Raw genomic sequence first — 21,954 nt, forward strand, 5'->3', positions numbered from 1 at the left:
GAAGAGTTAAATTATGAGCAATAATTATGATGATTTAGCCCGTGACATTATTGATCACGTCGGTGGGGAAGGAAATGTAGATGGGTTACGTCACTGTATCACGCGTTTGCGTTTTAATTTAAAAGATGAAAATAAAGCGGATACGGATTATCTGAAAAGTAGAGAGGGTATTGTCACTGTGATGAAAAGCGCGGGTCAATATCAAGTCGTTATAGGTGAACAGGTAGCCGAAGTTTATGAAGCAATAATAAATCAGACCAATATTGGTGGCAGCGCTTCTTCTAGTGAGGATAGTAATGAGGATAATAGTAACGATAATCGTAATATAGCTGATCGATTTATTGATTTTATTTCAGGGGTATTTCAACCGTTTTTAATGGCTCTGGCTGCAACTGGGATGATAAAAGGGCTTGTAGCGTTATTAGGAACCGTAGGTGTTGATGCCGAAAGTGGATTATATCAGGTTCTAAATTTTGCTGGGGATGGCTTTTTCCAGTTCTTACCAGTGATGGTCGCGATTACAGCGGCTCGTAAGCTAAAAATGAATGAATTTACGGCTTTAGCGATTGCGGTGGCGTTTTTGCATCCGGATATAAACGAACTGATGAACGGTGACGTCCTTTATACTTTGTTTTCAGGAACCCCATTTGAAGCTCCTATTTATTCCACATTTATAGGAATTCCGATTATTATGCCGCCTAACGGTTATTATTCCGCAATTATTCCTATACTTGTGTCTGTGTGGTTAGGTTCTGTCGTCGAAAAATGGGTGAAAAAAGTGATCCCAAGCGTTGTTCGTTCCTTCTTAACTCCATTTTTCACAGTGATGATTGTTTTTGTCATTTCACTAATTGTGATTGGACCCATCGCAACTTGGGCTTCCACTTTAGTTGGACAATTTTTCCTTGCCGTTCAAGGATTTAGTCCATTGATCTTTGGTGCTTTATTAGCCGTTGCTTGGCAATTATTGGTTATTTTTGGCTTACATTGGGGCGTTGTGCCGATTATGTTTATTTTGTTGGCAGAACAAGGTTACGAATCCATTGGACCTGCTATGGTATCTTCAACCTTTGGTGTACTAGGCGTAGTTATTGCGCTACTCATTAAATCGAAAGCTAAAAGAGTAAGAGATATTGCAGTTCCTGGCGCAATTTCATTGATCTTTGGTGTTTCAGAACCAACAATTTATGGTTTAATGTTACCGATGAAACGTTCCTTCTTATATGCTCTAATAGGTAATGCAGTAGGTGGGGCTTATATTGGAGCTATGAGTGTTGTAGGATATCGTACTGGTGGCCTGGGTGTTTTCTCGATCTTTAATACGATTAATCCAAATGGTAACATAGATATGAACTTTTGGAATGTAATTATTGGTTTTGCTTTGTGTACAATCGTTGGATTTGTATTGCAAATGGTATTTCCTGTTCCTTCCATAGATGGTGATGGAAATGAAGTATCAACTGAAAATGGGAACAACGCAAACGAAGGTCTGGTAAGTAAAGAAGAATTACAAGAAAGTGCAAGAGAAGATATTATTGCTAGTCCAATAAGAGGACAACTGGTTCCAATGTCTGAAGTGAATGATGAAGTATTTTCGAGTGAAGCTTTAGGCAAAGGCGTTGCGATAAAACCAGAGGCTGGTGAAGTTAGAGCACCCGCAAATGGTGTAATCTCAACACTATTTCCTACTGGACATGCTGTAGGGATGACTACTGATGAAGGAACAGAAGTGCTTATTCATATAGGGTTAGACACTGTTGAGTTAGAAGGAAAATACTACGAAATTCATGTTGAACAAAAACAACACGTTAATGCTGGTGACCTACTTATCAAATTTGATAAAGCAGGAATAGAAGGCGAAAACTATGATACGATTACACCAGTGGTTATTACGAATTCTGGTGATTTTAAATCAATTGAAATTACCGAAGAATCGCAAGTTAGCCCTGGAGATTATTTATTAACGGCAGTAAGATAAGAATAGATTGGCAATATAGAATGATTTGTCCCAATAAAGAACGGTAACTATCGTCTTTTATTGGGACTTTTTTAGTGAATTTATTACCTTTTTAAGCTAAAAACTTTTCTTCAACTTTCATTTTTTAATGTAAGTTAAATAATAAAAATATATAATAAAAAACAGCGGGAGAATTTTTTCGCTTACTTAATTAAAATAGAAATGACTGAAACGCCGACTAAAAGCGGGAGGAAAATTAAATGCAAAATGAATTAGTCATCAAAAATGGGTTAGTTCTTTTAGAAGATGGCGAAGTGAAGACAGATGTCGGGATAAAAGAGGGGAAAATTAACCAAATTGGAGACGCTCTTGAAGGAGAGAAAGTGATTGATGCGACAGGGTTGATCGTAAGCCCGGGGATGGTGGACGCCCATGTGCATATTACAGATCCTGGCGGAGGTTATCGAGATGAATGGGGCTATGTGACAGGAACGGCCGCCAGCGCTAAAGGGGGCGTGACTTCCTTTATGGAGATGCCGTTGAATCAGGTGCCTGCTACTGTTGATAAAGAAACCTTAGATATTAAATATCAAGCTGGAGAAAATAAATTAAAAGTAGATGTCGCTTCTTTTGGCGGTTTGGTGCCGTTTAATTTGGATGGAGGCATCCAAGAATTAGATGACGGCGGCGTCGCCGGATACAAATGCTTCTTAGGTTCTTGTGGGGATCCTTCCATTCCTGGAGACTTCCAAAATGTGGACGATTACACATTATATGAAGGAATGCGACAAATTGCTAAAACAGGCAAAGTATTAGCGATTCATTCAGAAAATGCACCGATTACGGATAAACTTGGCGAGATTGCCATGGCTAAGGGCGCTACGACATTGAAAGAATATGTAGCGACACGTCCTGCCTTTACAGAAGTGGAAGCGATTCGCAAAGCGATTTTAATGGCCAAAGAGACCGGCTGTCGTTTGCATATCGTCCATGTCGCTTGTAAAGAAGGGGTAGAAGAAGTGGTTAAGGCACGGGAAGAAGGGGTTGATGTGACTTGTGAAACCTGTCTGCATTACCTTTACTTTGCGACTGAGGAACTAGATGACATTGGTCCGGTAGTGAAATGCTCCCCGCCTATCCGCGAACAAAGTCAACAAGATGCGTTGTGGAAACATGTTCAAGCAGGCAATATTCGCTTTATCACTTCCGACCATTCGCCTTGTACGCCGGATTTGAAAGATACCGATGCTATGCATGCATGGGGTGGAATTTCCGGTTTACAAAATGATGTCGATATTTTATTCGATGAAGCGGTGCAAAAACGGGGGATGCCGTTAAAACAATTTGCTGAAATCACCGCCTCTCATCCGGCTGATCTTTACAATTTAGATCAAAAAGGTCGTATTAGTATTGGAAAAGATGCCGACTTTGTTTTAATTCAACCGAACGCTCCATATACATTAAAAGCTGAAGATCTCGAATATCGTAATAAGATCAGTCCTTATATTGGAAGAGAAATTGGTGCTCAGGTTTATCAAACCATTTTAAGAGGACAAACGATATATAGCCAAGAAATCGGTGTGACAGATAAATTTTTGGGAGAGTTTATTAAGAAGTAGATGGAATGATAGTAAAAGAATTATTCAAATTGACAGTAGATAAATAGCATTTACTTTGTAGAATGAGTGTTATTGAGGATTAATAACAAGAAAAAAATAAAGAAAAGCCTTTGAATTGGTTGAAATATTAATTGAAATTCCAATGATTTAAAGTATCCTAGCTAGGAAATGTTTTTTATCTTTCTAATGAGTAAAGGCTTGCAAACTTAAAATGTTTTGCTATACTAAAAGGGTGATAAAAATGTGAATAAAATAACTAATGGTTGAGCATTTGCTTCAAGGATCGTTCTTCAAGGGGTGAGAAGAGCTATTTTGAGGAGCGTTTCTCAATCATTTTTCTTTATCTTTTTTTAAAAGCGGGGTGATAGCATGCAGGAAGCATTGGAACGAATTAAACAAGCAGAAGAAAAAAATGAACGCGAAAAACAACGAATGTGGGAAAACTTGAAAGAATATGAACAAGAAAAAAATGAACAGTTAAAAAAAATGGAACGTGAAAAAAAAGATGAACGGGATCGTATATTGATGGAAATCCAAGAAAAGAATGAAGAAGAGCTTCATCAACAACAATTATCGTTAGAACAAGAAATTAACGAAGAAGATGAAAAGTTTCAACATACTTATCAAAAAAATCAAGCAAAAGTGGTAAAGCAAATTATCGAGGGAGTGATCGAGAAAAATGGTCGTTAATCCGGTAAGTAAACTGTCGATATTAGCTGAAAAGAGCCAGCAAGATAAAATTTTGCAGATGCTACAAGGGATGCAAAATGTCGAGATGGAAGATATTCTTCATACTCAAGAAAATAAAGAGTGGTTACATAAATACTTCCCAGAAAGTCCAACATTTGATGATACCGCTTTGCTTAAATATTCCGAACAATTATCAATGGTAAGAGAAGCTCTTACATTTATCCGCAACCATGGTTCCGCAAAACAAAAAGTTCGGACTTTAAAGCGGGAAGAGATGGATATTTTACGTTTAGAAGGTTCCTATGATAAAGAGCAGCTAAACCAATTTTTAAGTGAAATTAAAAATTTACAGGAGCAGTGGGAACAAGTCAATACTTCCTTATCATACTGGCAAGAAGCAGAAAATTGGTCAGTGCAATGGCATAACTTTGATGTAGACCCAGCGGATGAATCACAGTATGTTTCTTTCTTTTTAGGTCGAGCAGCAAATGATGAGTGGGAAGATATTCAAGAGTATTTGCAAAAGTCAAAGGTATATTATGAAATAAATAGCACGCAAAAAAATGAACTATTTTTTAGTGGGTTGTTTATAAAAACAGAACAAGAAACGATTCAGAAACAATTAACAGCCCTAGGTGTATTATTTGAACAAAATCCTTACGGTAAATCACCTAAAAAAGTACTAGCAGAAGCCAAAAAAGAACAGTCTCGATTATGGGAACGACAAAAAACAATGTCTCAGAAAATTGGTACTTTGAAACAACAAGTGGCTTATTTGCAACTAAACGAAGAGATTTTACTGACAAAAATACAACGGGAAAAAGCTAAGGAAAATCTGGTACATTCGAATTATGTTGTAGTGATTCGAAGTTGGATTGCGGCCGAAGATTTACCTACAATAAAAAAAGAGTTATTTCAAGTGTTTGCAGAAGATGAGCTCTACTTCTCTTTGGCAGAACCAACGCCACAGCAAATTGAAGATAACAAGGTTCCCACAAAATTAAAAAATAAAGCATTGATTCAGCCCTTTGAAAGCTTGACTAGCATGTATGCAATGCCTAAATATGAGGAAATTGATCCAACACCGTGGATGGCGCCATTTTATTTTGTTTTCTTTGGTATGATGGTGGCTGATTTAGGTTACGGGGCAATTATTTTGCTTGCTTCTACGATTGGTCTACACTTTATTCCTTTAAAAAGAAATATTAAAAAGTTTTTGCGTCTATTTCAAATTCTTTCTTTTTCTATTATCTTTTGGGGGATTATTTATGGCTCAGCCTTTGGGGCCGAATTACCTTTTCAACTACTTAATCCGACAGAAGATTTCATGACGATTTTTATGATTTCGTTGGTTTTTGGTGGAATTCAGCTTTTTACGGGACTATTTTTAGCAGCAAAGGAAAATATCAAGAAAAAAGATTATCTTTCTGCTGTACGTGAAGGATTTTCATGGCATGGAATTTTAATCGGGCTCTTTATGATTGCTTTTGGAACGATGATGGTGGATTCTGAAGTAATAAAAAATAGCGGTATTGTGTTAGCCATCGTTAATGCTTTGCTAATTGTTGGCATCCCCATTATTCAATCCAAATCCAAAGTGGGAGGTTTCTTTAGCGGGCTTTATGATTTATATGGAATTACAGGTTATATCGGGGATTTTGTTAGTTACAGCCGCTTAATGGCTCTAGGAATTTCTGGTGGAAGTATCGCAATGGCCTTTAATTTATTGGTAGGAACTTTGCCTCCAGTGGCACGATTTACTATTGGTATTGTTTTACTTGTAGTGCTGCAGGCACTCAATATTTTCCTTTCCTTGTTAAGTGCTTATGTACATGCAGCAAGGCTGCAATATGTCGAGTACTTTGGCAAGTTTTACGAAGGTGGTGGAAAGATATTCCAACCATTCAAAACAGAAGAAAAATATATAAATATTCATAAAAAATCGGAGGAATAAACATGATTAATTACTTATTAGAAAACAATGATGGAATGATATTTGCAATTTTGGCGATGGGACTTGCGACGGTTCTTCCAGGTATTGGCTCAGCCATCGGAGTAGGTAAAACTGGGGAAGCGTCTTCTGCATTAATGACCAGTCAACCAGAGAAATTCGGTCAGTCTTTGATTTTACAACTATTGCCAGCAACACAAGGTCTTTATGGGTTTGCGATTGCAGCGATGATTTTTACTAATCTATCACCAGACATGTCAGTAGTAGATGGTATGGCTTATCTAGGGGCTTCTTTGCCTGTGGCTTTTGCTGGTTTAGTTTCTGCTATTCCTCAGGGGAAAGTTTCGGCTGCTGGGATTCAAATTCTAGCTAAAAAACCAGAACATTTCTTTAAAGGGGTTATGTATTCCGTCATGGTTGAAATGTACGCTATTTTAGGGTTTGTTATTTCCTTCTTGCTATTTGGTAGTATCTAATAAAAACAAAGGAGGAGAAAAACATGGATGCAATTGAAACAATTATCCGTGACATTAATCAACAAGCCGAAGATGAAAGAGTAGCGTTAAAAAACGAACGCATGGATGAAATTGAGCAGTCCTTTAAAGCAGAAAAACAAAAGATCGAAAAGACGCATGAAGAACAGTTGGCATCTCAAAAAGACCGGTTGCAAAAACAATTTCGACAAGAAAAAAATCGTAATATTGTACAAGCTCGTCAAACACGTTTAAAGAGCAAACAGCAATATTTAGAGCAGATCTTTGAAGATGCCTATCAAGAAATGGCGCAGTGGGACATACAAGTCGCACGAGATTTTTTACTTACTTCTCTTAAGCAAAATGACCTCACTCAAGGAAAAATTATTCCAGGCGGTTTAACGGACGATGCTGTTTATTCTGCTGAATGGATTGAACAAATCAACCAATCAGAAGGTATGGAACTTTCATTGGGGACGAAAAGTTCAAATCCCGAACATGGTTTTTTACTTGAAGTCGCAGGCGTTCAGTATAACTTTTACTATCATGAACTATTGGCTGAAGTTAAAAAATCAGCAAGTGGTAAAATCATGCAAGCGTTATTTACGTAGAGGAGGGAGGTAGCTATGAAAGATTTATATCATACAGTCAATCCTGCGGTGCGCTTAAAAGAAACGGAACTACTTACCAAAGAAACGTTTGATCAACTCATCGCTGCAGAAACATTTGACAAAATTAGAGAATTGCTAAATTCAACAATCTATAGTAAATACTTAACGGATCATTTTCAATTTCATTTTGAAAGAAGCTTAGATGAAGAATTACATCGAACGTATCAAGAGATGATAGAGCTAGTTCCTGATCCAACAATTGTATGGATTTATACAATGCGTTATACCTTCCATAATTTGAAAGTTTTAACCAAAGCAGAAAAAACACAAGAAAATTATGACCATTTAGTTATGGATGATGGTTTTTATTCCATTGACGAAGTTAAGGCTGCCATTGAAAATGGAGTATCAGGGGTGCTTCCTAAAACAATCGTGAAAGCCATCCAAGATGTGAATCATTATTTTGAGGAATCAGCTATTTTACAAGGGATAGATGTTATTTATGATCGTCATTTTTTGATCGAACAGCGTCGCCTAGCAGAAAAATTGAAGTATCCAGAGTTATTAGATGAAGTGACTGCATTTATTGATTTTAATAACATTAGTACAATGGCTAGGTGTCTTTTACAAAAGCGCAGCTATGCCTTTATATCGGCCGTGTTATCTGATTCTGGGTCAATTAAAAAGGAGAGTTTTTTAACTTTTGTTGATCAGCCCTTTGAAGAGTATAAGGCCTTTTTGAGACGAACAGATTATGGTCGCTTGCTGGAACCAGCTTTGCAAAAAGATACCATTGATTTTTTACAATTAGATTTGATCAAAGACAACTATCTAACGTCTTTGTATGAGACAGCTCAGACAACAGCCTTTGGCCCCTTGCCATTGTTAGCCTTTTTAAATGCCAAAGATATCGAAGTCATGAATTTACGTTTACTCATTGTAGGAAAAAGAAGTGGGTTTACGAAAGAGCAAGTAAGAGAAAGGATGCGTGAAATCAGTGAGTTATAAAATTGGGGTTATCGGCGACAAAGAATCTGTCTTACCCTTCAAACTATTCGGTTTTACGGTCAAATATGGTAATCATTTAACAGAAATTAACCAAACATTTGATGAAATGGTAGAACAAGACTATGGTGTGATTTATATTACAGAATCCTGTGCAAAACAGATTGCCAAAAAAGTTGAAGCAATTAAAGGTCAACTTTCACCAGCGGTCGTTATGATCCCTGATCATGATGGTTCAAGAGGAATTGGACTTGAATCTGTACAAGAGAATATGAAAAAAGCCGTAGGACAAAATATTTTATAAGAAGGGAGATGAGCTCTAGTGAAAGTTGGTAAAATTACGAGAATTTCGGGCCCATTAGTAATGGCTGATAATATGGAAGATGCTAGTATACAAGATATTTGTTATGTAGGGAATCTCGGTGTTGTAGGAGAAATTATTGAAATGCGAGGCGATGTCGCTTCCATCCAAGTTTATGAAGAAACTTCTGGTCTTGGACCAGGTGAGCCAGTACAAACAACTGGTGAAGCTCTTTCCGTTGAGCTAGCACCCGGGATTGTTTCCCAAATGTTTGATGGAATCCAACGACCTTTAGACGTTTTTGAAAAGAAAACCAAAAGCACTTTTTTAAGTCGTGGAGTGAAGATTCCTGCGTTGGACCATGAGAAAAAATGGCATTTTCATCCTCAAGCTGCAGTCGGTGACGAAGTGGTGGAAGGTGATATTTTAGGAAATGTGCAGGAAACTAAATTAGTGACACATAAGATCATGGTGCCGATAGGAATAAGTGGAAGAGTAAAAGCTATCTATGATGGTGAGTATACAATTGATGAAGTTATCTGTGTCATTGAGACAACTCATGGAGATAAAGAACTAAGTATGTTACAGAAATGGCCGGTTCGTCGTTTCCGTCCGGTCAGAGAAAAACTTAACCCTGATACACCAATGTCTACTGGCCAACGGGTAATTGATACATTCTTTCCAGTAACTAAAGGTGGAGCGGCAGCAGTACCAGGACCATTTGGCGCTGGAAAAACAATTGTTCAGCACCAAATTGCGAAATGGGCTGATGTTGATTTGGTCGTTTATGTAGGTTGTGGCGAACGCGGTAATGAGATGACCGACGTTATGAATGAATTTCCTGAACTGCTCGACCCAGAGACCGGAGAATCTTTGATGAAACGGACCATTTTAATTGCCAATACATCCAATATGCCCGTTTCGGCTCGTGAAGCTTCAATTTATACGGGTATAACGATTGCTGAATATTTTAGAGATATGGGTTATTCTGTGGCGATTATGGCAGACTCTACCTCACGTTGGGCAGAAGCGTTACGTGAAATGTCGGGTCGTCTGGAAGAGATGCCAGGGGATGAAGGATACCCAGCTTACTTAGGAAGCCGCTTGGCAGAATACTATGAACGTGCGGGAAACGTAGTGACTTTGGGTTCTGAAAATCGACAAGGAAGCATTACCGCTATTAGTGCTGTTTCACCATCTGGTGGGGATATGTCAGAGCCAGTTACACAAAATACTTTACGTGTAGTTAAGGTATTCTGGGGATTGGATTCTACATTGTCTCAGCAACGACATTTCCCAGCGGTTGACTGGTTACAAAGTTACTCACTTTACTCTGATGATGTAAATGAGTATCTTGATCAGAAACTGGGGGTTGATTGGTCCGGTTTGGTTGGTGAAAGTATGCGAATCTTACAAAAAGAATCCGATTTGAACGAAATCGTACGTTTAGTCGGTGTCGATTCCCTTTCTGAAAAAGACCAATTTGTCTTAGAAATCGCTAAAGAGCTTAGAGAAGATTATCTCCAACAAAATGCTTTTGATGATGTCGATACTTTTTCTTCGATTGATAAGCAATATCAGATGCTAAATACTATTATTTCTTTTTATGATGAAGGAATCAATGCCTTAGATTTAGGAGGGTATTTATCCGAACTTTTACAAGGTACCTCTACATTAAGAGATAAAATTGCGCGCATGAAGAATATTCCTGAAGAAAATCTACAACAAATTAGCGATATTCAAACTGAAATAAAAGAAACAATTCGAGATATCCTGCAGAAAGGAGATATGGCCAATGATTAAAGAATACAAAACAATCTCTGAAGTCGTCGGTCCTTTGATGTTAGTAGAAAACGTTGAAGGGGTAAAATCCGAAGAACTTATCGAAGTACGCATGCAAAATGGCGAAACTCGGCAGGGTCAAGTCTTAGAAATTGAAGAAGATAAAGCATTAATTCAGATTTTTGAAGGAACTTCAGGGGTAAATATGAAGGAATCAACGGTTCGCTTCCTTGGTCATCCTTTAGAATTTGGTGTATCTGAAGATATTCTGGGTCGTGAATTTGATGGATTAGGACGTCCTAAAGATGGCGGAGCTGAAATTTTACCTGAAAATACCTTTGATATTAATGGAGAAGCAATCAATCCATATTCGCGTGACTATCCAGATGAATTTATTCAAACTGGGATTTCAACGATTGACCACTTAAATACTTTAGTAAGAGGACAGAAGCTCCCCGTTTTTTCTGCTTCCGGTTTACCCCATAAAGAATTGGCGGCACAAATTGCGCGCCAAGCAACGGTGCTAAATTCAGATGACGAATTTGCGGTAGTGTTTGCTGGGATTGGTATTACCTTTGAAGAAGCCGAATTTTTCATGCAAGATTTTCGCGATACAGGAGCCATTGACCATTCTGTGGTTTTTATGAATCTAGCAAGTGATCCTGCAATCGAACGTATTGCCACTCCCAAAGTAGCTTTGACTGCTGCTGAATATCTGGCTTATGAAAAGGGCATGCATGTATTAGTCATCATGACCGATATGACAAATTATTGCGAAGCTTTACGCGAAATCTCTGCCTCCCGTCGTGAAGTCCCAGGGCGACGTGGCTATCCTGGGTATTTATATACCAATTTGGCTACCTTGTATGAAAGAGCTGGAAGAATCAAAGGGACTAGCGGTTCTGTCACTCAGATCCCAATACTTACGATGCCAGAAGAAGATATCACTCATCCTATTCCCGACTTAACAGGTTATATTACGGAAGGACAAATTATCCTATCACGAGATCTATATAAAAATGGGATTCAACCTCCAATTGATGTATTGCCTTCATTATCTCGTTTGAAAGATAAGGGTACCGGAGAAGGGAAAACAAGAAAAGACCACTCCGCCACTATGAACCAGCTGTTTACTGCCTATGCGCAAGGGAAGCAAGCCAAAGAGCTGGCAGTTGTCTTAGGTGAAGATGCACTATCTGAAACAGACAAAATTTATTCTAAATTTGCCGACGAGTTTGAAGAAAAGTATGTTAATCAAGGGTTCAAAACGAACCGGACCATTGAAGAAACCTTGGATTTAGGTTGGAAATTACTAGATATGCTTCCTCGTAACGAATTGAAACGAATAAAAGATGATATGCTTAATGAGTATCTGCCGGAAAAGGAGTAGGTTTTCATGGCAAAATTAAATGTGCAAGCAACACGTATGGAATTATCTCATCTTTCTGATCAATTATCGACAGCTAAGCGCGGTCATAAGCTTTTAAAAGATAAACAAGATGAACTAATGCGGCAGTTTATTGCGTTAATTCGAAAAAATAATGAATTACGTAAAGAAGTCGAAGAGAAAATGGTTCGTGCTATGAAAGCTTTTCGTTTAGCCAGTGCTTCTTTGAATGAAAATTTTATCGAAGAGTTGTTTATTCTACCAGCCGCAGACGTTACTTTGGATATGGCTAAAAAAAATATCATGAGTGTACCTGTACCGATTATGAATTTTCAATATGATGAGGACTTCCTAGAAGCTCCTTTGGAATATGGCTTTTTAAATTCTAATGCTCCTTTGGATAAATCCATTGATGGGTTTACTGACGTCTTGCCACAGCTATTAGAATTAACAGAGATCGAAAAGTCTTGTCAGTTGCTCTCAGATGAAATTGAGAAGACTCGAAGAAGAGTTAATGCATTAGAATATATGACGATTCCTGAATTAGAAGAAACTATCTATTATATCCGTATGAAGTTAGAAGAAGATGAACGAGCAGGCGTCACTCGGATGATCAAAGTAAAAAATATGCGGGGGGATTAAAAATTTAATTATCAACATAGCTCAAAAAAATACCCTTTGACAATTTCGTTATTGAAATTGCCAAAGGGCTTTTTCTTTATTTATTAAAATTGTATGTCTATTATCATAATAATATCGAGAACAACACACTAGCAATAACTAATATGATAGCACCGCCTAGACGACTAGACAATTGAGCGTAAGCCATTAATCCCATACGGTTAGCAGCACCTAATACAGCTAAGTCTCCTGAACCGCCACGGTTTGCCATACATAAGCCGGCTGTAACAGCGGTATCGATTGGATAAAAGCCTACTAAATAACCAACAAGGCCAGAACCAACAACGGCACCTATTATAATAAATAAGGCAACAACAATATTTGGAAGCGTGACAGCTGCAAGTAATTCATTTAAGTCAAGATCAACTCCAACACCTACCATGATTAATAAGGTTAAATGCTTGGTAAAGAAAGATTGCAAACGTTTAGCTCCCATGCGTACATTAAGTGGAACTACACCTAAGGCACAAAGGATAACGACGAAAATAACCATATAAGCAAGTTCATGAATTGGAAAACCAAAGATTTCCGGTAACAATACATTACTAAACAATAAACCTACAGTGTAAGCTCCAAGAGCAATTAGCAGACCAGCCGCTACATCTCCAAGAGATGGCGTGTAATCTTCATCAGCAAGATCATTTTCTTCAGCGCCGCGAATCAACGTTTTGCCATCGCCTGTTAATTTAGGGAATGCATCTCCAAGTTTATTTAATAAAGCAGCACCAAAAATAGCAAAGATATTTCCAACAGTTAAAATAATAATTGCGAAACTGTAGTAGACTTCGCTTCCTTCACCTGTAATGCCTGCATAGACTTCAGATAAAGGAATAGCCCCGCCACCATTACCGCCACCCATAATAGGTAGTGTATAGTGAGTGATAGCTTCGCCCGGTGTAATACCAAAAAACAGTCCACCTAATATGGCAAGTAACATAGCTCCTACTAGGCCACCAAGAATGGCTGGGAAATAACCAGCAAAACTTTTTACTAATACTTTTCTTTCTAAAGATAATACAGAACCAGTAATTAATACAACAATGTAAAATGATAGAAAGTTAATTTCACTGGTGAAATTATCAATAGATGAAGTATAAGTTTCCGGAATTAAGTTATAAGTACCAATGACAGAGGTACCGATAAAAGCTAAAAGAATTCCACCACCAATGTATTTATTCCAAATAGGTAGTCGTTTACCTATTTCATTTAACGGAATTCCAATTGCTAGCATAAGGGCAAAAGTACTTGGCATATCCGTTCCTAAAGCTCCTGAAAACATTGCTGAAAGAATAAGTAAACAGGCAATAATTGTTACATACCAGGGAGCGCCATATAATTTTAACCCTTTCTTTTTTTCATTATTAGCCATAAATTTTAATCTCCTTATTTTTTAAATTTAAATTCATAAACAAAAAAACTTATTGGAACTAAATCGAATAAACTAAGACCTCGCTTTCTATATAATTATGTAAATAATGTAAGTTTTTGACTCACATCGCTTAATCACAGAACAATAGTAAAATAAAGCGTAATCGGATTCAATGGGATTTTGTAAAAAGCACACTGAAAAAACACTAATGAGTATTTTGTTAAGTTTTACTAATAAATTTATCAGAAAAATAAGCTATTATATTTTCAAAATGTGTTTTAGGTGTTTTTTTTAGTAATGTTGATTGACTGGACTTATGTATCACGTAAAATGGAATTGTATGTTGGCAATAATATAAATTTATAATAAAAATTAGGAGGAAAGCAGGCAAAATCATGAGTAAAAATAAAACGATAAAGTTGACTGAGACAGTCTTAAGAGACGCTCACCAAAGCTTGATGGCGACTAGAATGTCAACAGCGGACATGTTGCCGGTTATTGAAAAGCTAGACCAAGTAGGGTATGAAGCATTGGAATGTTGGGGTGGAGCGACCTATGATGCAGCTATTCGTTACTTAAATGAAGATCCTTGGCAAAGGTTAAGGGAAATTCGCAAAAGAGCCAAAAATACAAAATTACAAATGCTCTTGCGCGGTCAAAACTTATTAGGATACCGTAATTATGCGGATGATGTTGTTGAAAGCTTCGTTTCAAAAGCAGCGGAAGCAGGTATTGATATCTTTCGTATTTTTGATGCTTTAAATGACGTTAGAAACCTGGAAACTTCACTTAAAGCAGTCAAAAAAGCCAATAAACATGCCCAATTAGTTCTTTGTTATACCATAAGCCCTATCCATACGGTAAGTTATTATCGAGAACTTGCTCAAAAATTAGTAGAAATGGGTGCTGACTCCATTTGTGTAAAAGATATGGCGGGAATTATGACGCCAGAAGTTGCGCAAGAATTAGTGGGGGAATTGAAAAAAGTAGTCGATATTCCAATTGAAATTCATACTCATTCAACAAGTGGCACTTCAGAAATGACTTATTTAGAGTCAGTAAAGGCTGGGGCTGATATTATTGATACTGCGATTTCTCCTTTTGCCGGTGGAACAAGTCAACCTGCTTCGGAAACTTTGGCTTATGTTTTAAAAGAATACGGTTATGACCTTGATGTTGATTTGGATTTAATGGAAGAAGTGGCAGAATACTTCAAGCCAATCAAACAAAAGTATATTGATGAAGGTATTTTTGATTATAAAATGATGGACGTAGAACCTAAAGCTTTGTTTTATCAAGTGCCAGGAGGAATGTTATCGAATCTTTATTCACAACTTAAACAAGCCAATGCGACGGACAAATATGATGAAGTACTTAAAGAAGTCCCAGCGGTACGTAAGGATTTAGGTTATCCGCCACTAGTGACACCAATGAGCCAAATGGTAGGTACTCAAGCAGTTTTTAATGTGATTTCTCGAGAACGATATAAAATGGTACCTAATGAAATAAAAAGTTATATCCGAGGAGAATATGGGAAATCACCAGCGCCAGTAGATAAGACAATACAAGAAAATATCATTGGGGATGAAACAGTCATGACCCAAAGACCTGCTGACCGTTTGCAACCAGAGATGGAGTCCTTAGCTGCTGAATTAGGTGATCTAGCTAAAACTGAAGAAGATGTGTTGACTTACGCTTTATTCCCACAAGTTGGATTGAATTACTTAAAAAACAAATATTCTCCTAAGCCAGCTGACAACGACAACGGTATGACTAAAATCAAAGTTACGCAGATATAAAAAGAGAGGGTGTCCAAATGGCAAACTTTACAATTCTAGATGGTTTAGTATTAATGATCGTTGCAATGGCTACTGTTTTTGCTGTACTAATGGGGTTATGGGGAATTTTAGTTGTTGTAAAAATTTTGGTTGAAAAGCAATCTAAGACCCAGGCAGCTCCGGCTAGTAATCCTCAGCCCGAGGTAACATCAAATCAAGAAAAAAATTCTGAACAATCGGCTGAAAAAGGAACGATCCCGCCTGAAAAAGTTGCTCTAATTATGAGCTTATTAGTGGATAAAAATAAAAGAAATAAAGAGAAATAAAATTATTCGTAAATGGAGGAACGAAAGTGAATAAATATGAAGTAGAAATCGACGGTAAGTTGTATAGAGTTACCATAGAAGAAATTAGTGAAGGAGAAAGAAGCGAACCTAAAAATAATCCTCGTAAAAATGAAGAACAAAATAAAACTGTCCAAAAAAGCGAACCAGCACCATCAACTCCTTCGTCAAATTCAGGAAACGGTCAAAAAGTAACTGCCCCAATGCCCGGTAATGTTTTGAAAGTTGCTGTAAAAGAGGGGCAAAGCGTACAAAAAGGCGACATGGTTATGATTTTGGAAGCGATGAAGATGGAAAATGAGATCGTTGCTCCTGCTGACGGAACAGTTTCAGCTATTCATGTAGCTGAAGGACAATCGGTTGAATCTGATGATGTTTTATTTGAAATATAATTCCTGAGGAGGTGCCATAAAATGTTTGATACAATAAGCGAATTGCTTCAAAACTCGGGAATAGCAAACATGTCCTTTAAAGAATTGGTTATGATTGTTGTTGCTCTTGTTTTCTTATATTTAGCCATTCGAAAAGGATATGAACCCTATTTATTAATACCGATTGCTTTTGGGATATTGCTGGTTAATTTACCATTGGGTGGACTCATGTCTCCGCCAACAGATGGCGAATCTGGAGGACTTTTGTACTATCTTTATCAAGGGATTGATTTAGGAGTCTATCCTCCGTTAATATTCTTATGTTTGGGGGCATCGACGGATTTTGGCCCGCTATTAGCAAATCCTAAGACATTATTATTAGGCGGCGCAGCGCAATTTGGTATTTTTAGTGCTTTCTTTTTAGCCATTGTAGTAGGAATGTCACCAGAAGAAGCAGCTTCTATTGGAATTATTGGTGGCGCAGATGGTCCGACAGCGATTTATCTAACAAGTCAGTTAGCTGAGCATATTTTGCCTGCTATTGCTTTAGCAGCTTATTCCTATATGGCTTTAGTACCTATTATACAGCCACCTCTTATGCGATTAATTACTAACGAAGAAGAACGTAAAGTTAAGATGGAACAATTGCGCAGTGTGTCCAAAAAAGAGAAGATATTATTTCCGATTGTTACTACGCTTTTTGTTAGTTTAATCATTCCTTCTGCTACCACATTAATCGGAATGTTAATGTTGGGAAATCTTATTCGTGAGAGTGGTCGAGTACCTAAATTAACTGAAACATTACAAAATGCTTTTATGTACAGTGTGACAGTGATTTTAGGTGTATCTGTTGGAGCAAAGGCAACAGGAGAAACCTTCTTAACATGGACAACTATTGTTATTACTATATTGGGATTAATAGCTTTTGCAGTTGGTACTGCTTCTGGGTTATTAATAGGAAAACTAATGTATAAATGGACGAACGGGCAAATCAATCCATTAATTGGTGCAGCTGGCGTGTCTGCTGTTCCAATGGCAGCTCGAGTTGTCCAAAAAGAAGGAATCAAATATAATCCAAATAACTATCTGTTAATGCATGCAATGAGTCCTAATGTTGCTGGCGTAATAGGCTCTGCAGTTACTGCTGGCGTGCTGTTATCTTTCTTCGGTTAAATTGTTATTTTTAATTTCATCAAAAAAGGCGAAATGATATCGGATCATCATTTCGCCCTTTTTTTATTTTCTTTGAATATTTTTTAATGTCACAGGTGCGGCAAAAGTGTGATACTGCATGCCGCTAATCTCTTTACTTTGTAAGACGGATTGTTGATTTTGACTAATCGAAATCATGCCCGCTGTGTTTTCCATTAATTCTTTTTCGGCTTCTACCAGCGTTTCCCAACGCTTTTCAGGATTATTCGCATACTTTTTTGAGGCATCGTCTAGCAGTTTGTCATAGCTTTTATTTGAATAATTTCGATCATTTCCTGAATACATGGTATTTAAAGTTGAGATAGGATCTTTATAATCGGGCGTCCAATAAATTAAAAACATATCATAATCGCTATCACGTCCTAAATTTAACGCGGACTCTGTCGGCATTGATTTGACATTGATAGTTAGCCCGTCAAATAAATCTTGCCATTGATATTGGATACTTTCTCCCATTTTTTTATAGTTTCCTTCATCCGTAACTAGCAATTCCAGTGTTACTTCATCACCCAATTCTTTCTTGGCTTCTTGCCAATACGCTAGGGCTTGTTTTTTATCATATTTCATTAATTTTCCAGCGTCTTGACGAAAATCTTTTCCTGTTTCTTCATTTGTCACAAAATCTTTGGTAATTGCTCCATATAAGGGTTTGGAACCATCCGCAATGACGTTATTTACCAAATTTTCTTTGTCTACGCCTAAGGCTAAGGCTTTACGTAAATTTTCATTTTTTAAAGGAGTATCTTTGTTCTTTCTTTTTTGGTTTAAGCGAATGTAATTCATCGTTGCTGTAGGATAAGATTCAAAGTCCTCATGATTGGCATTTTGTTTAGCCATCTCGCCTGTTAAGGTGGCAACATCAAGTTGACCATCGTTATATAAATTTAAAGCAGTGGAAGATTCTTTCACCACATCATAATGGATTTTTTCAGCTTTGACGTTTTCTTGATCCCAATAATGTTCATTTTTGGTTAAATCCCAATCGGTTTTCGACTGGTCCCAGTTTTCTACAATAAATGGTCCGTTATAAACCACTTTTTCGCTAGTACTACCATATTCATCTCCAAATTCTTCGATTGCCTTTTGATTTTGTGGGAAAAAAGTGGGAAAGGCGAGTAAAGAAGTAAAATAGGGTTTAGCTTCGGTCAGTTTAATTTCTAATGTATAATCATCAAGCGCTTTTACTCCCAGTTCATCTACATCTTTTTTTCCTTCAGAGATAGCTTCAGCGTTTTCCATAGTGTCTATCAATAAAAAACTGTAAACCAAGGCATTTTCTGGATCAATCATTTTTTTCCAAGCCGTTTCAAAATCCTGAGCGGTGACTGGATCATCATTGGACCAAGTAGCATCTTCCCTTAGTCGGATAGTATAAGTTTTGCCATCTTCAGAAATATCGGGCATTTCTTTAGCCACAGCAGGGACGACTTCATCGTCTTTATCAAGTGCATATAACCCTTCAAAAGCAGCTGTCTGAACAATGGCATCGGGAAAGTCCAACATATTAGAAGTATCTAAAGTTGTCAATTCTGATTCTGACATCAAGTTAATCGGGCGATTTTTTTGGTTTGCTTCTTTAGACTGACCTGTACTACAACTCGTAAAAAATAGGGTAGCAGCTAATAAAACCCCTATTTTTATCAACATTTTTTTCATTGAAACTCCTCCAATCTCTCTAACAAAATTCCAACTAATTCAACTTGGAATAGGACAAATCTATGTTGGCACTCGCTGGAAGGCCTAGCTTAATTTGCGCAAAAAGTTCTCTTTGTAAGTCTATGTAAGCTTATCATACCGGAAAGCAGTCAATTGTCAACATAATAATCTGAATAGAGCCAATTTTCTGATATTTTTATATAAATAAATTGTGAATGTGAAAAGCAGTCCTTATTAAACTATGTGAAGGAAGATAAAAAAGTGCAACTAATTTAATCTATTTGGAATGATCACTAGAAAGTGGTGAAAAATTCGAAGGAATTTGTGGAAAACTTATATCGAATTTTTTTACTTTGCTTGAAGTTGTCCGTTTTTATTAAAAACGTTCAGATAAATTTTCATTTTATAAAGCCAAAAATGTTTCACATAGCGTAAAACATTTTTGCTTTTTTAGTCTCTATTTATTTTTTGACATGTAATGATTTTCCAGTAGTTCCATAAAAGCTAATAATTTATATTTTCCCGTGCGTTCTAAGTCATGAGTTCCTAATGAAACAACAGTATCAAATAAAAAAGATAGCTTCATATGAGGATTTTGGGTAACTAAAAGATTATCTGCTTTTGAATTAATAATAGATAAAGTGAGATCTTTTTGCATGACTAATGAGCCTTCAAGAGAAACAATCATGACTAGATCATCTGCTTTTAATTGGGGGATAATTTCATGTTGCTTTCTACTGTCTACTGGATATACTGCTTCTTTGCCGCAACTTAAAAGAAAAGTTTGCAAAATCATTGTTATGTTACCAGGAATCAAAGTAGAAAATAGATAAATTCGTTGCGATTCTTGGATCTTATTGCTGATTTTTTCAAGCTGTTTAAAATCAAAATGCTCAATAAAGGAATGAAATTCGTCACTAACGGTTTGTAGTTCGTTTAGTAATAAATCATGGCTAGGTTGCTTTTCTTTTTTAACTAAAAGATCAAGCTCTAATTCATTTTCTTCTAATTGCATCAAAAAATAATCTTTTTTAAATTCGCTAAATCCTTCATAACCTAGTTTTTTAGCAAAACGCGTTACGCTAGCTTCAGACAAGTGACATGCCTTAGCAATATCAGTAATTGTGATGGAACGTTTATAAAGATGATTTAAAAGGTACTGGGTGATAAGATATTCTGTGTCTCCTGTTTGATAATGATTTAAGACATCTTGAAAAGAAAGAATTAATCCGCCGCTCATAAAATCCACTCCTTTTTTAAATTGTATCTTTAATTTTCATAAAATGAAAGTTTATTATATTTTATGAAAGTTCAGTGATAAATTCGAAAGTGTAAGCGCTTGTTATTATGCTATGCTGAACTTACAAATTTTTAGAAGGGAGAATTTAAATGAGATTACGTGATGATTTTTATTGGGGAAATTCCGTATCTAGTATGCAAACAGAGGGTGCTTGGAATGAAGGAGGTAAAGGAAAGTCTGTCTATGATATAAGAAAAGCTAGCAAAAATGCTTCAGATTGGAAAGTTGCGACAGATTCTTACCATCGTTACCAAGAAGACTTTGATTATATGCAAGATTTAGGAATGAATATGTACCGATTTCAAATCTCTTGGAGTCGGGTTAACCCACAAGGAAACGGCGAATGGAACGAAGAGGGAATTGCTTTTTATGATCAATTCATTGATGAACTAATTGCACGTGGAATTGAGCCAATGATTTGTTTGTATCACTTTGACATGCCGCTATATTTGGCTGAGAAATATAATGGGTTTATTTCTAAAGAGGTGGTAGATGCTTTTATTCGTTATGGTAAAGAGATGGTGGATCGTTTTGGACATAAGGTAAAACACTGGTTGACTTTCAATGAACAAAATATCTTTAGCATGCCAGACGAAGGATTTAGAGTGGCCGGTTATTTAGCGGGTGAAAAAACATTAGAAGAGCTGTATCAAATTCAACATAATACGATGTTTTGTCATGCTAGTATTGCCAATTATATTCATACAAATACTGATGCTAAAATTAGTGGTATGTTAGCTTATCAGGAAGTTTATCCAGCGACCAGTCATCCTGAAGATGTACGTTTGGCTCGCGAATTTGATGAGTTTATGAATCATCATTATTTAGAGATGTTTTCTAAAGGCAAGCGGTCGGATTCTTATTTGAAATTTATTGACAATCAAAAATTTAATTTGAATATTAGCGAAATAGAGCTAGAGGAAATTGCTCATTTACGTAGTGATTATTTATCCTTTAGTTATTATTCAAGTACGACAATTGATCATACGAAAGTGCCTGAAGATACTGCGCCAAATGCTTATATGCAATTTGGTAAAAAAGATAATCCTTATATTGATACCACAGAATGGAATTGGCAGATTGATCCGGATGGTTTTCGGGACGTTTTAAATAAAATATACCAACGCTACCATTTGCCTGTTTTTCCAATTGAAAATGGCATTGGAGTTATTGAAGAGTGGGATGGTGAGCACCCAATTGAAGACGATTATCGCATCGCTTATCATAAAGAACATTTACTTGCTTTGATGAAAGCAGTGAATCAAGATGGTGTCGATGTGCTAGGGTATCTTGGTTGGGGTCTAATTGATATTTTAAGTTCACAAGGAGATATGCGTAAACGTTATGGCGTGGTTTATGTTAATCGAGAAAACCATGATTTAAAGGATTTAAAACGCGTCCCTAAAAAAAGTTATGATTGGTTAAAACAAGTCATTCATACTAATGGCGATTATCTTTTGAAGTGAG

Annotated in this window: 19 protein-coding genes; 16 read left to right on the forward strand and 3 right to left on the reverse strand. The window is 36.8% G+C overall.

Going from position 1 to position 21,954, the window contains the following annotated elements:
- Positions 1-13: 13 nt before the first annotated feature.
- The 11 genes from TS1_RS04295 (at position 14) to TS1_RS04345 (ending at position 12,418) form a co-directional block, all read left to right on the forward strand.
- Positions 14-1,978 (forward strand): beta-glucoside-specific PTS transporter subunit IIABC, encoded by a 1,965-nt coding sequence (locus TS1_RS04295; protein ID WP_068708196.1) that lies wholly within the window; start codon positions 14-16, stop codon positions 1,976-1,978.
- A gap of 239 nt (positions 1,979-2,217) precedes the next feature.
- A complete protein-coding gene (gene allB / locus TS1_RS04300) occupies positions 2,218-3,576 on the forward strand; it encodes an allantoinase AllB (RefSeq protein WP_068708201.1) in 1,359 nt (452 codons plus the stop codon).
- Between the two features lie 369 nt (positions 3,577-3,945).
- Entirely contained in the window at positions 3,946-4,266 is a 321-nt protein-coding gene (locus tag TS1_RS04305) for a hypothetical protein (protein WP_068708203.1), read from the forward strand.
- A complete protein-coding gene (locus TS1_RS04310) occupies positions 4,256-6,220 on the forward strand; it encodes a V-type ATP synthase subunit I (RefSeq protein WP_068708205.1) in 1,965 nt (654 codons plus the stop codon). Before TS1_RS04305 ends, TS1_RS04310 begins: the two co-directional genes overlap by 11 nt.
- A 2-nt stretch (positions 6,221-6,222) precedes the next feature.
- Positions 6,223-6,693, forward strand: a complete 471-nt coding sequence (locus TS1_RS04315) for a V-type ATP synthase subunit K (RefSeq protein WP_068708207.1) — start codon at positions 6,223-6,225, stop codon at positions 6,691-6,693.
- Between the two features lie 23 nt (positions 6,694-6,716).
- Positions 6,717-7,301 carry a hypothetical protein gene (locus TS1_RS04320; protein ID WP_068708209.1) on the forward strand — a complete coding sequence of 195 codons (585 nt, stop codon included), beginning with the start codon at positions 6,717-6,719 and terminating at the stop codon, positions 7,299-7,301.
- A 15-nt stretch (positions 7,302-7,316) separates the two neighbouring features.
- Positions 7,317-8,309 carry a V-type ATPase subunit gene (locus tag TS1_RS04325; RefSeq protein WP_068708210.1) on the forward strand — a complete coding sequence of 331 codons (993 nt, stop codon included), beginning with the start codon at positions 7,317-7,319 and terminating at the stop codon, positions 8,307-8,309.
- Entirely contained in the window at positions 8,299-8,610 is a 312-nt protein-coding gene (locus tag TS1_RS04330; protein WP_068708211.1) for a V-type ATP synthase subunit F, read from the forward strand. The genes TS1_RS04325 and TS1_RS04330 overlap by 11 nt, the downstream gene beginning before the upstream one ends.
- Before the next feature lie 18 nt (positions 8,611-8,628).
- Positions 8,629-10,410 (forward strand): V-type ATP synthase subunit A, encoded by a 1,782-nt coding sequence (locus TS1_RS04335; protein WP_068708215.1) that lies wholly within the window; start codon positions 8,629-8,631, stop codon positions 10,408-10,410.
- Positions 10,403-11,779: a V-type ATP synthase subunit B gene (locus TS1_RS04340; protein ID WP_068708217.1), complete on the forward strand. Its 1,377-nt coding sequence runs from the start codon at positions 10,403-10,405 to the stop codon at positions 11,777-11,779. The genes TS1_RS04335 and TS1_RS04340 overlap by 8 nt, the downstream gene beginning before the upstream one ends.
- Positions 11,780-11,785: 6 nt before the next feature.
- Positions 11,786-12,418 (forward strand): V-type ATP synthase subunit D, encoded by a 633-nt coding sequence (locus TS1_RS04345; RefSeq protein WP_068708219.1) that lies wholly within the window; start codon positions 11,786-11,788, stop codon positions 12,416-12,418.
- A 103-nt stretch (positions 12,419-12,521) separates the two neighbouring features.
- Here the strand turns inward: TS1_RS04345 and TS1_RS04350 are convergent, their stop codons facing one another.
- On the reverse strand, positions 12,522-13,826 hold the full coding sequence (locus tag TS1_RS04350; protein ID WP_068708220.1) for a 2-hydroxycarboxylate transporter family protein: 1,305 nt from the start codon (positions 13,824-13,826) through the stop codon (positions 12,522-12,524).
- A gap of 395 nt (positions 13,827-14,221) precedes the next feature.
- Here TS1_RS04350 and TS1_RS04355 point away from each other — a divergent pair, with 395 nt between their 5' ends.
- The 4 genes from TS1_RS04355 to TS1_RS04370 are packed head-to-tail and all read left to right on the forward strand — an operon-like array spanning position 14,222 to position 17,492.
- Positions 14,222-15,625, forward strand: a complete 1,404-nt coding sequence (locus tag TS1_RS04355) for an oxaloacetate decarboxylase subunit alpha (protein ID WP_068708222.1) — start codon at positions 14,222-14,224, stop codon at positions 15,623-15,625.
- Positions 15,626-15,642: 17 nt separating this feature from the next.
- The gene (locus TS1_RS04360) at positions 15,643-15,930 is read left to right on the forward strand and encodes an OadG family protein (protein ID WP_068708224.1); all 288 of its coding nucleotides are present in this window, start codon (positions 15,643-15,645) and stop codon (positions 15,928-15,930) included.
- Between the two features lie 26 nt (positions 15,931-15,956).
- Entirely contained in the window at positions 15,957-16,340 is a 384-nt protein-coding gene (locus TS1_RS12790; protein WP_068708226.1) for a biotin/lipoyl-containing protein, read from the forward strand.
- Positions 16,341-16,361: 21 nt separating this feature from the next.
- Positions 16,362-17,492: a sodium ion-translocating decarboxylase subunit beta gene (locus TS1_RS04370; protein ID WP_068708233.1), complete on the forward strand. Its 1,131-nt coding sequence runs from the start codon at positions 16,362-16,364 to the stop codon at positions 17,490-17,492.
- Between the two features lie 63 nt (positions 17,493-17,555).
- Here the strand turns inward: TS1_RS04370 and TS1_RS04375 are convergent, their stop codons facing one another.
- The gene (locus tag TS1_RS04375; protein ID WP_068708234.1) at positions 17,556-19,187 is read right to left on the reverse strand and encodes a peptide ABC transporter substrate-binding protein; all 1,632 of its coding nucleotides are present in this window, start codon (positions 19,185-19,187) and stop codon (positions 17,556-17,558) included.
- A gap of 457 nt (positions 19,188-19,644) precedes the next feature.
- A complete protein-coding gene (locus TS1_RS04380; RefSeq protein ID WP_068708235.1) occupies positions 19,645-20,427 on the reverse strand; it encodes a MurR/RpiR family transcriptional regulator in 783 nt (260 codons plus the stop codon).
- Between the two features lie 194 nt (positions 20,428-20,621).
- On the opposite strand from TS1_RS04380, the gene TS1_RS04385 reads away from it, so the two are divergent.
- Positions 20,622-21,953 (forward strand): glycoside hydrolase family 1 protein, encoded by a 1,332-nt coding sequence (locus TS1_RS04385; protein ID WP_068708279.1) that lies wholly within the window; start codon positions 20,622-20,624, stop codon positions 21,951-21,953.
- Position 21,954: the final 1 nt, after the last annotated feature.

The organism is Tetragenococcus solitarius NBRC 100494, from assembly GCF_001544195.1.
GTDB classification, from domain to species: Bacteria; Bacillota; Bacilli; order Lactobacillales; family Enterococcaceae; genus Tetragenococcus; species Tetragenococcus solitarius.

Coding starts and splice junctions, on each gene's coding strand:
- TS1_RS04295 (WP_068708196.1), top strand. CDS start 14: ATGAGCAATAATTATGATGATTTAGCCCGTGACATTATTGATCACGTC.
- allB (WP_068708201.1), top strand. CDS start 2,218: ATGCAAAATGAATTAGTCATCAAAAATGGGTTAGTTCTTTTAGAAGAT.
- TS1_RS04305 (WP_068708203.1), top strand. CDS start 3,946: ATGCAGGAAGCATTGGAACGAATTAAACAAGCAGAAGAAAAAAATGAA.
- TS1_RS04310 (WP_068708205.1), top strand. CDS start 4,256: ATGGTCGTTAATCCGGTAAGTAAACTGTCGATATTAGCTGAAAAGAGC.
- TS1_RS04315 (WP_068708207.1), top strand. CDS start 6,223: ATGATTAATTACTTATTAGAAAACAATGATGGAATGATATTTGCAATT.
- TS1_RS04320 (WP_068708209.1), top strand. CDS start 6,717: ATGGATGCAATTGAAACAATTATCCGTGACATTAATCAACAAGCCGAA.
- TS1_RS04325 (WP_068708210.1), top strand. CDS start 7,317: ATGAAAGATTTATATCATACAGTCAATCCTGCGGTGCGCTTAAAAGAA.
- TS1_RS04340 (WP_068708217.1), top strand. CDS start 10,403: ATGATTAAAGAATACAAAACAATCTCTGAAGTCGTCGGTCCTTTGATG.
- TS1_RS04345 (WP_068708219.1), top strand. CDS start 11,786: ATGGCAAAATTAAATGTGCAAGCAACACGTATGGAATTATCTCATCTT.
- TS1_RS04350 (WP_068708220.1), bottom strand. CDS start 13,826: ATGGCTAATAATGAAAAAAAGAAAGGGTTAAAATTATATGGCGCTCCC.
- TS1_RS04355 (WP_068708222.1), top strand. CDS start 14,222: ATGAGTAAAAATAAAACGATAAAGTTGACTGAGACAGTCTTAAGAGAC.
- TS1_RS04360 (WP_068708224.1), top strand. CDS start 15,643: ATGGCAAACTTTACAATTCTAGATGGTTTAGTATTAATGATCGTTGCA.
- TS1_RS04370 (WP_068708233.1), top strand. CDS start 16,362: ATGTTTGATACAATAAGCGAATTGCTTCAAAACTCGGGAATAGCAAAC.
- TS1_RS04375 (WP_068708234.1), bottom strand. CDS start 19,187: ATGAAAAAAATGTTGATAAAAATAGGGGTTTTATTAGCTGCTACCCTA.
- TS1_RS04380 (WP_068708235.1), bottom strand. CDS start 20,427: ATGAGCGGCGGATTAATTCTTTCTTTTCAAGATGTCTTAAATCATTAT.
- TS1_RS04385 (WP_068708279.1), top strand. CDS start 20,622: ATGCAAACAGAGGGTGCTTGGAATGAAGGAGGTAAAGGAAAGTCTGTC.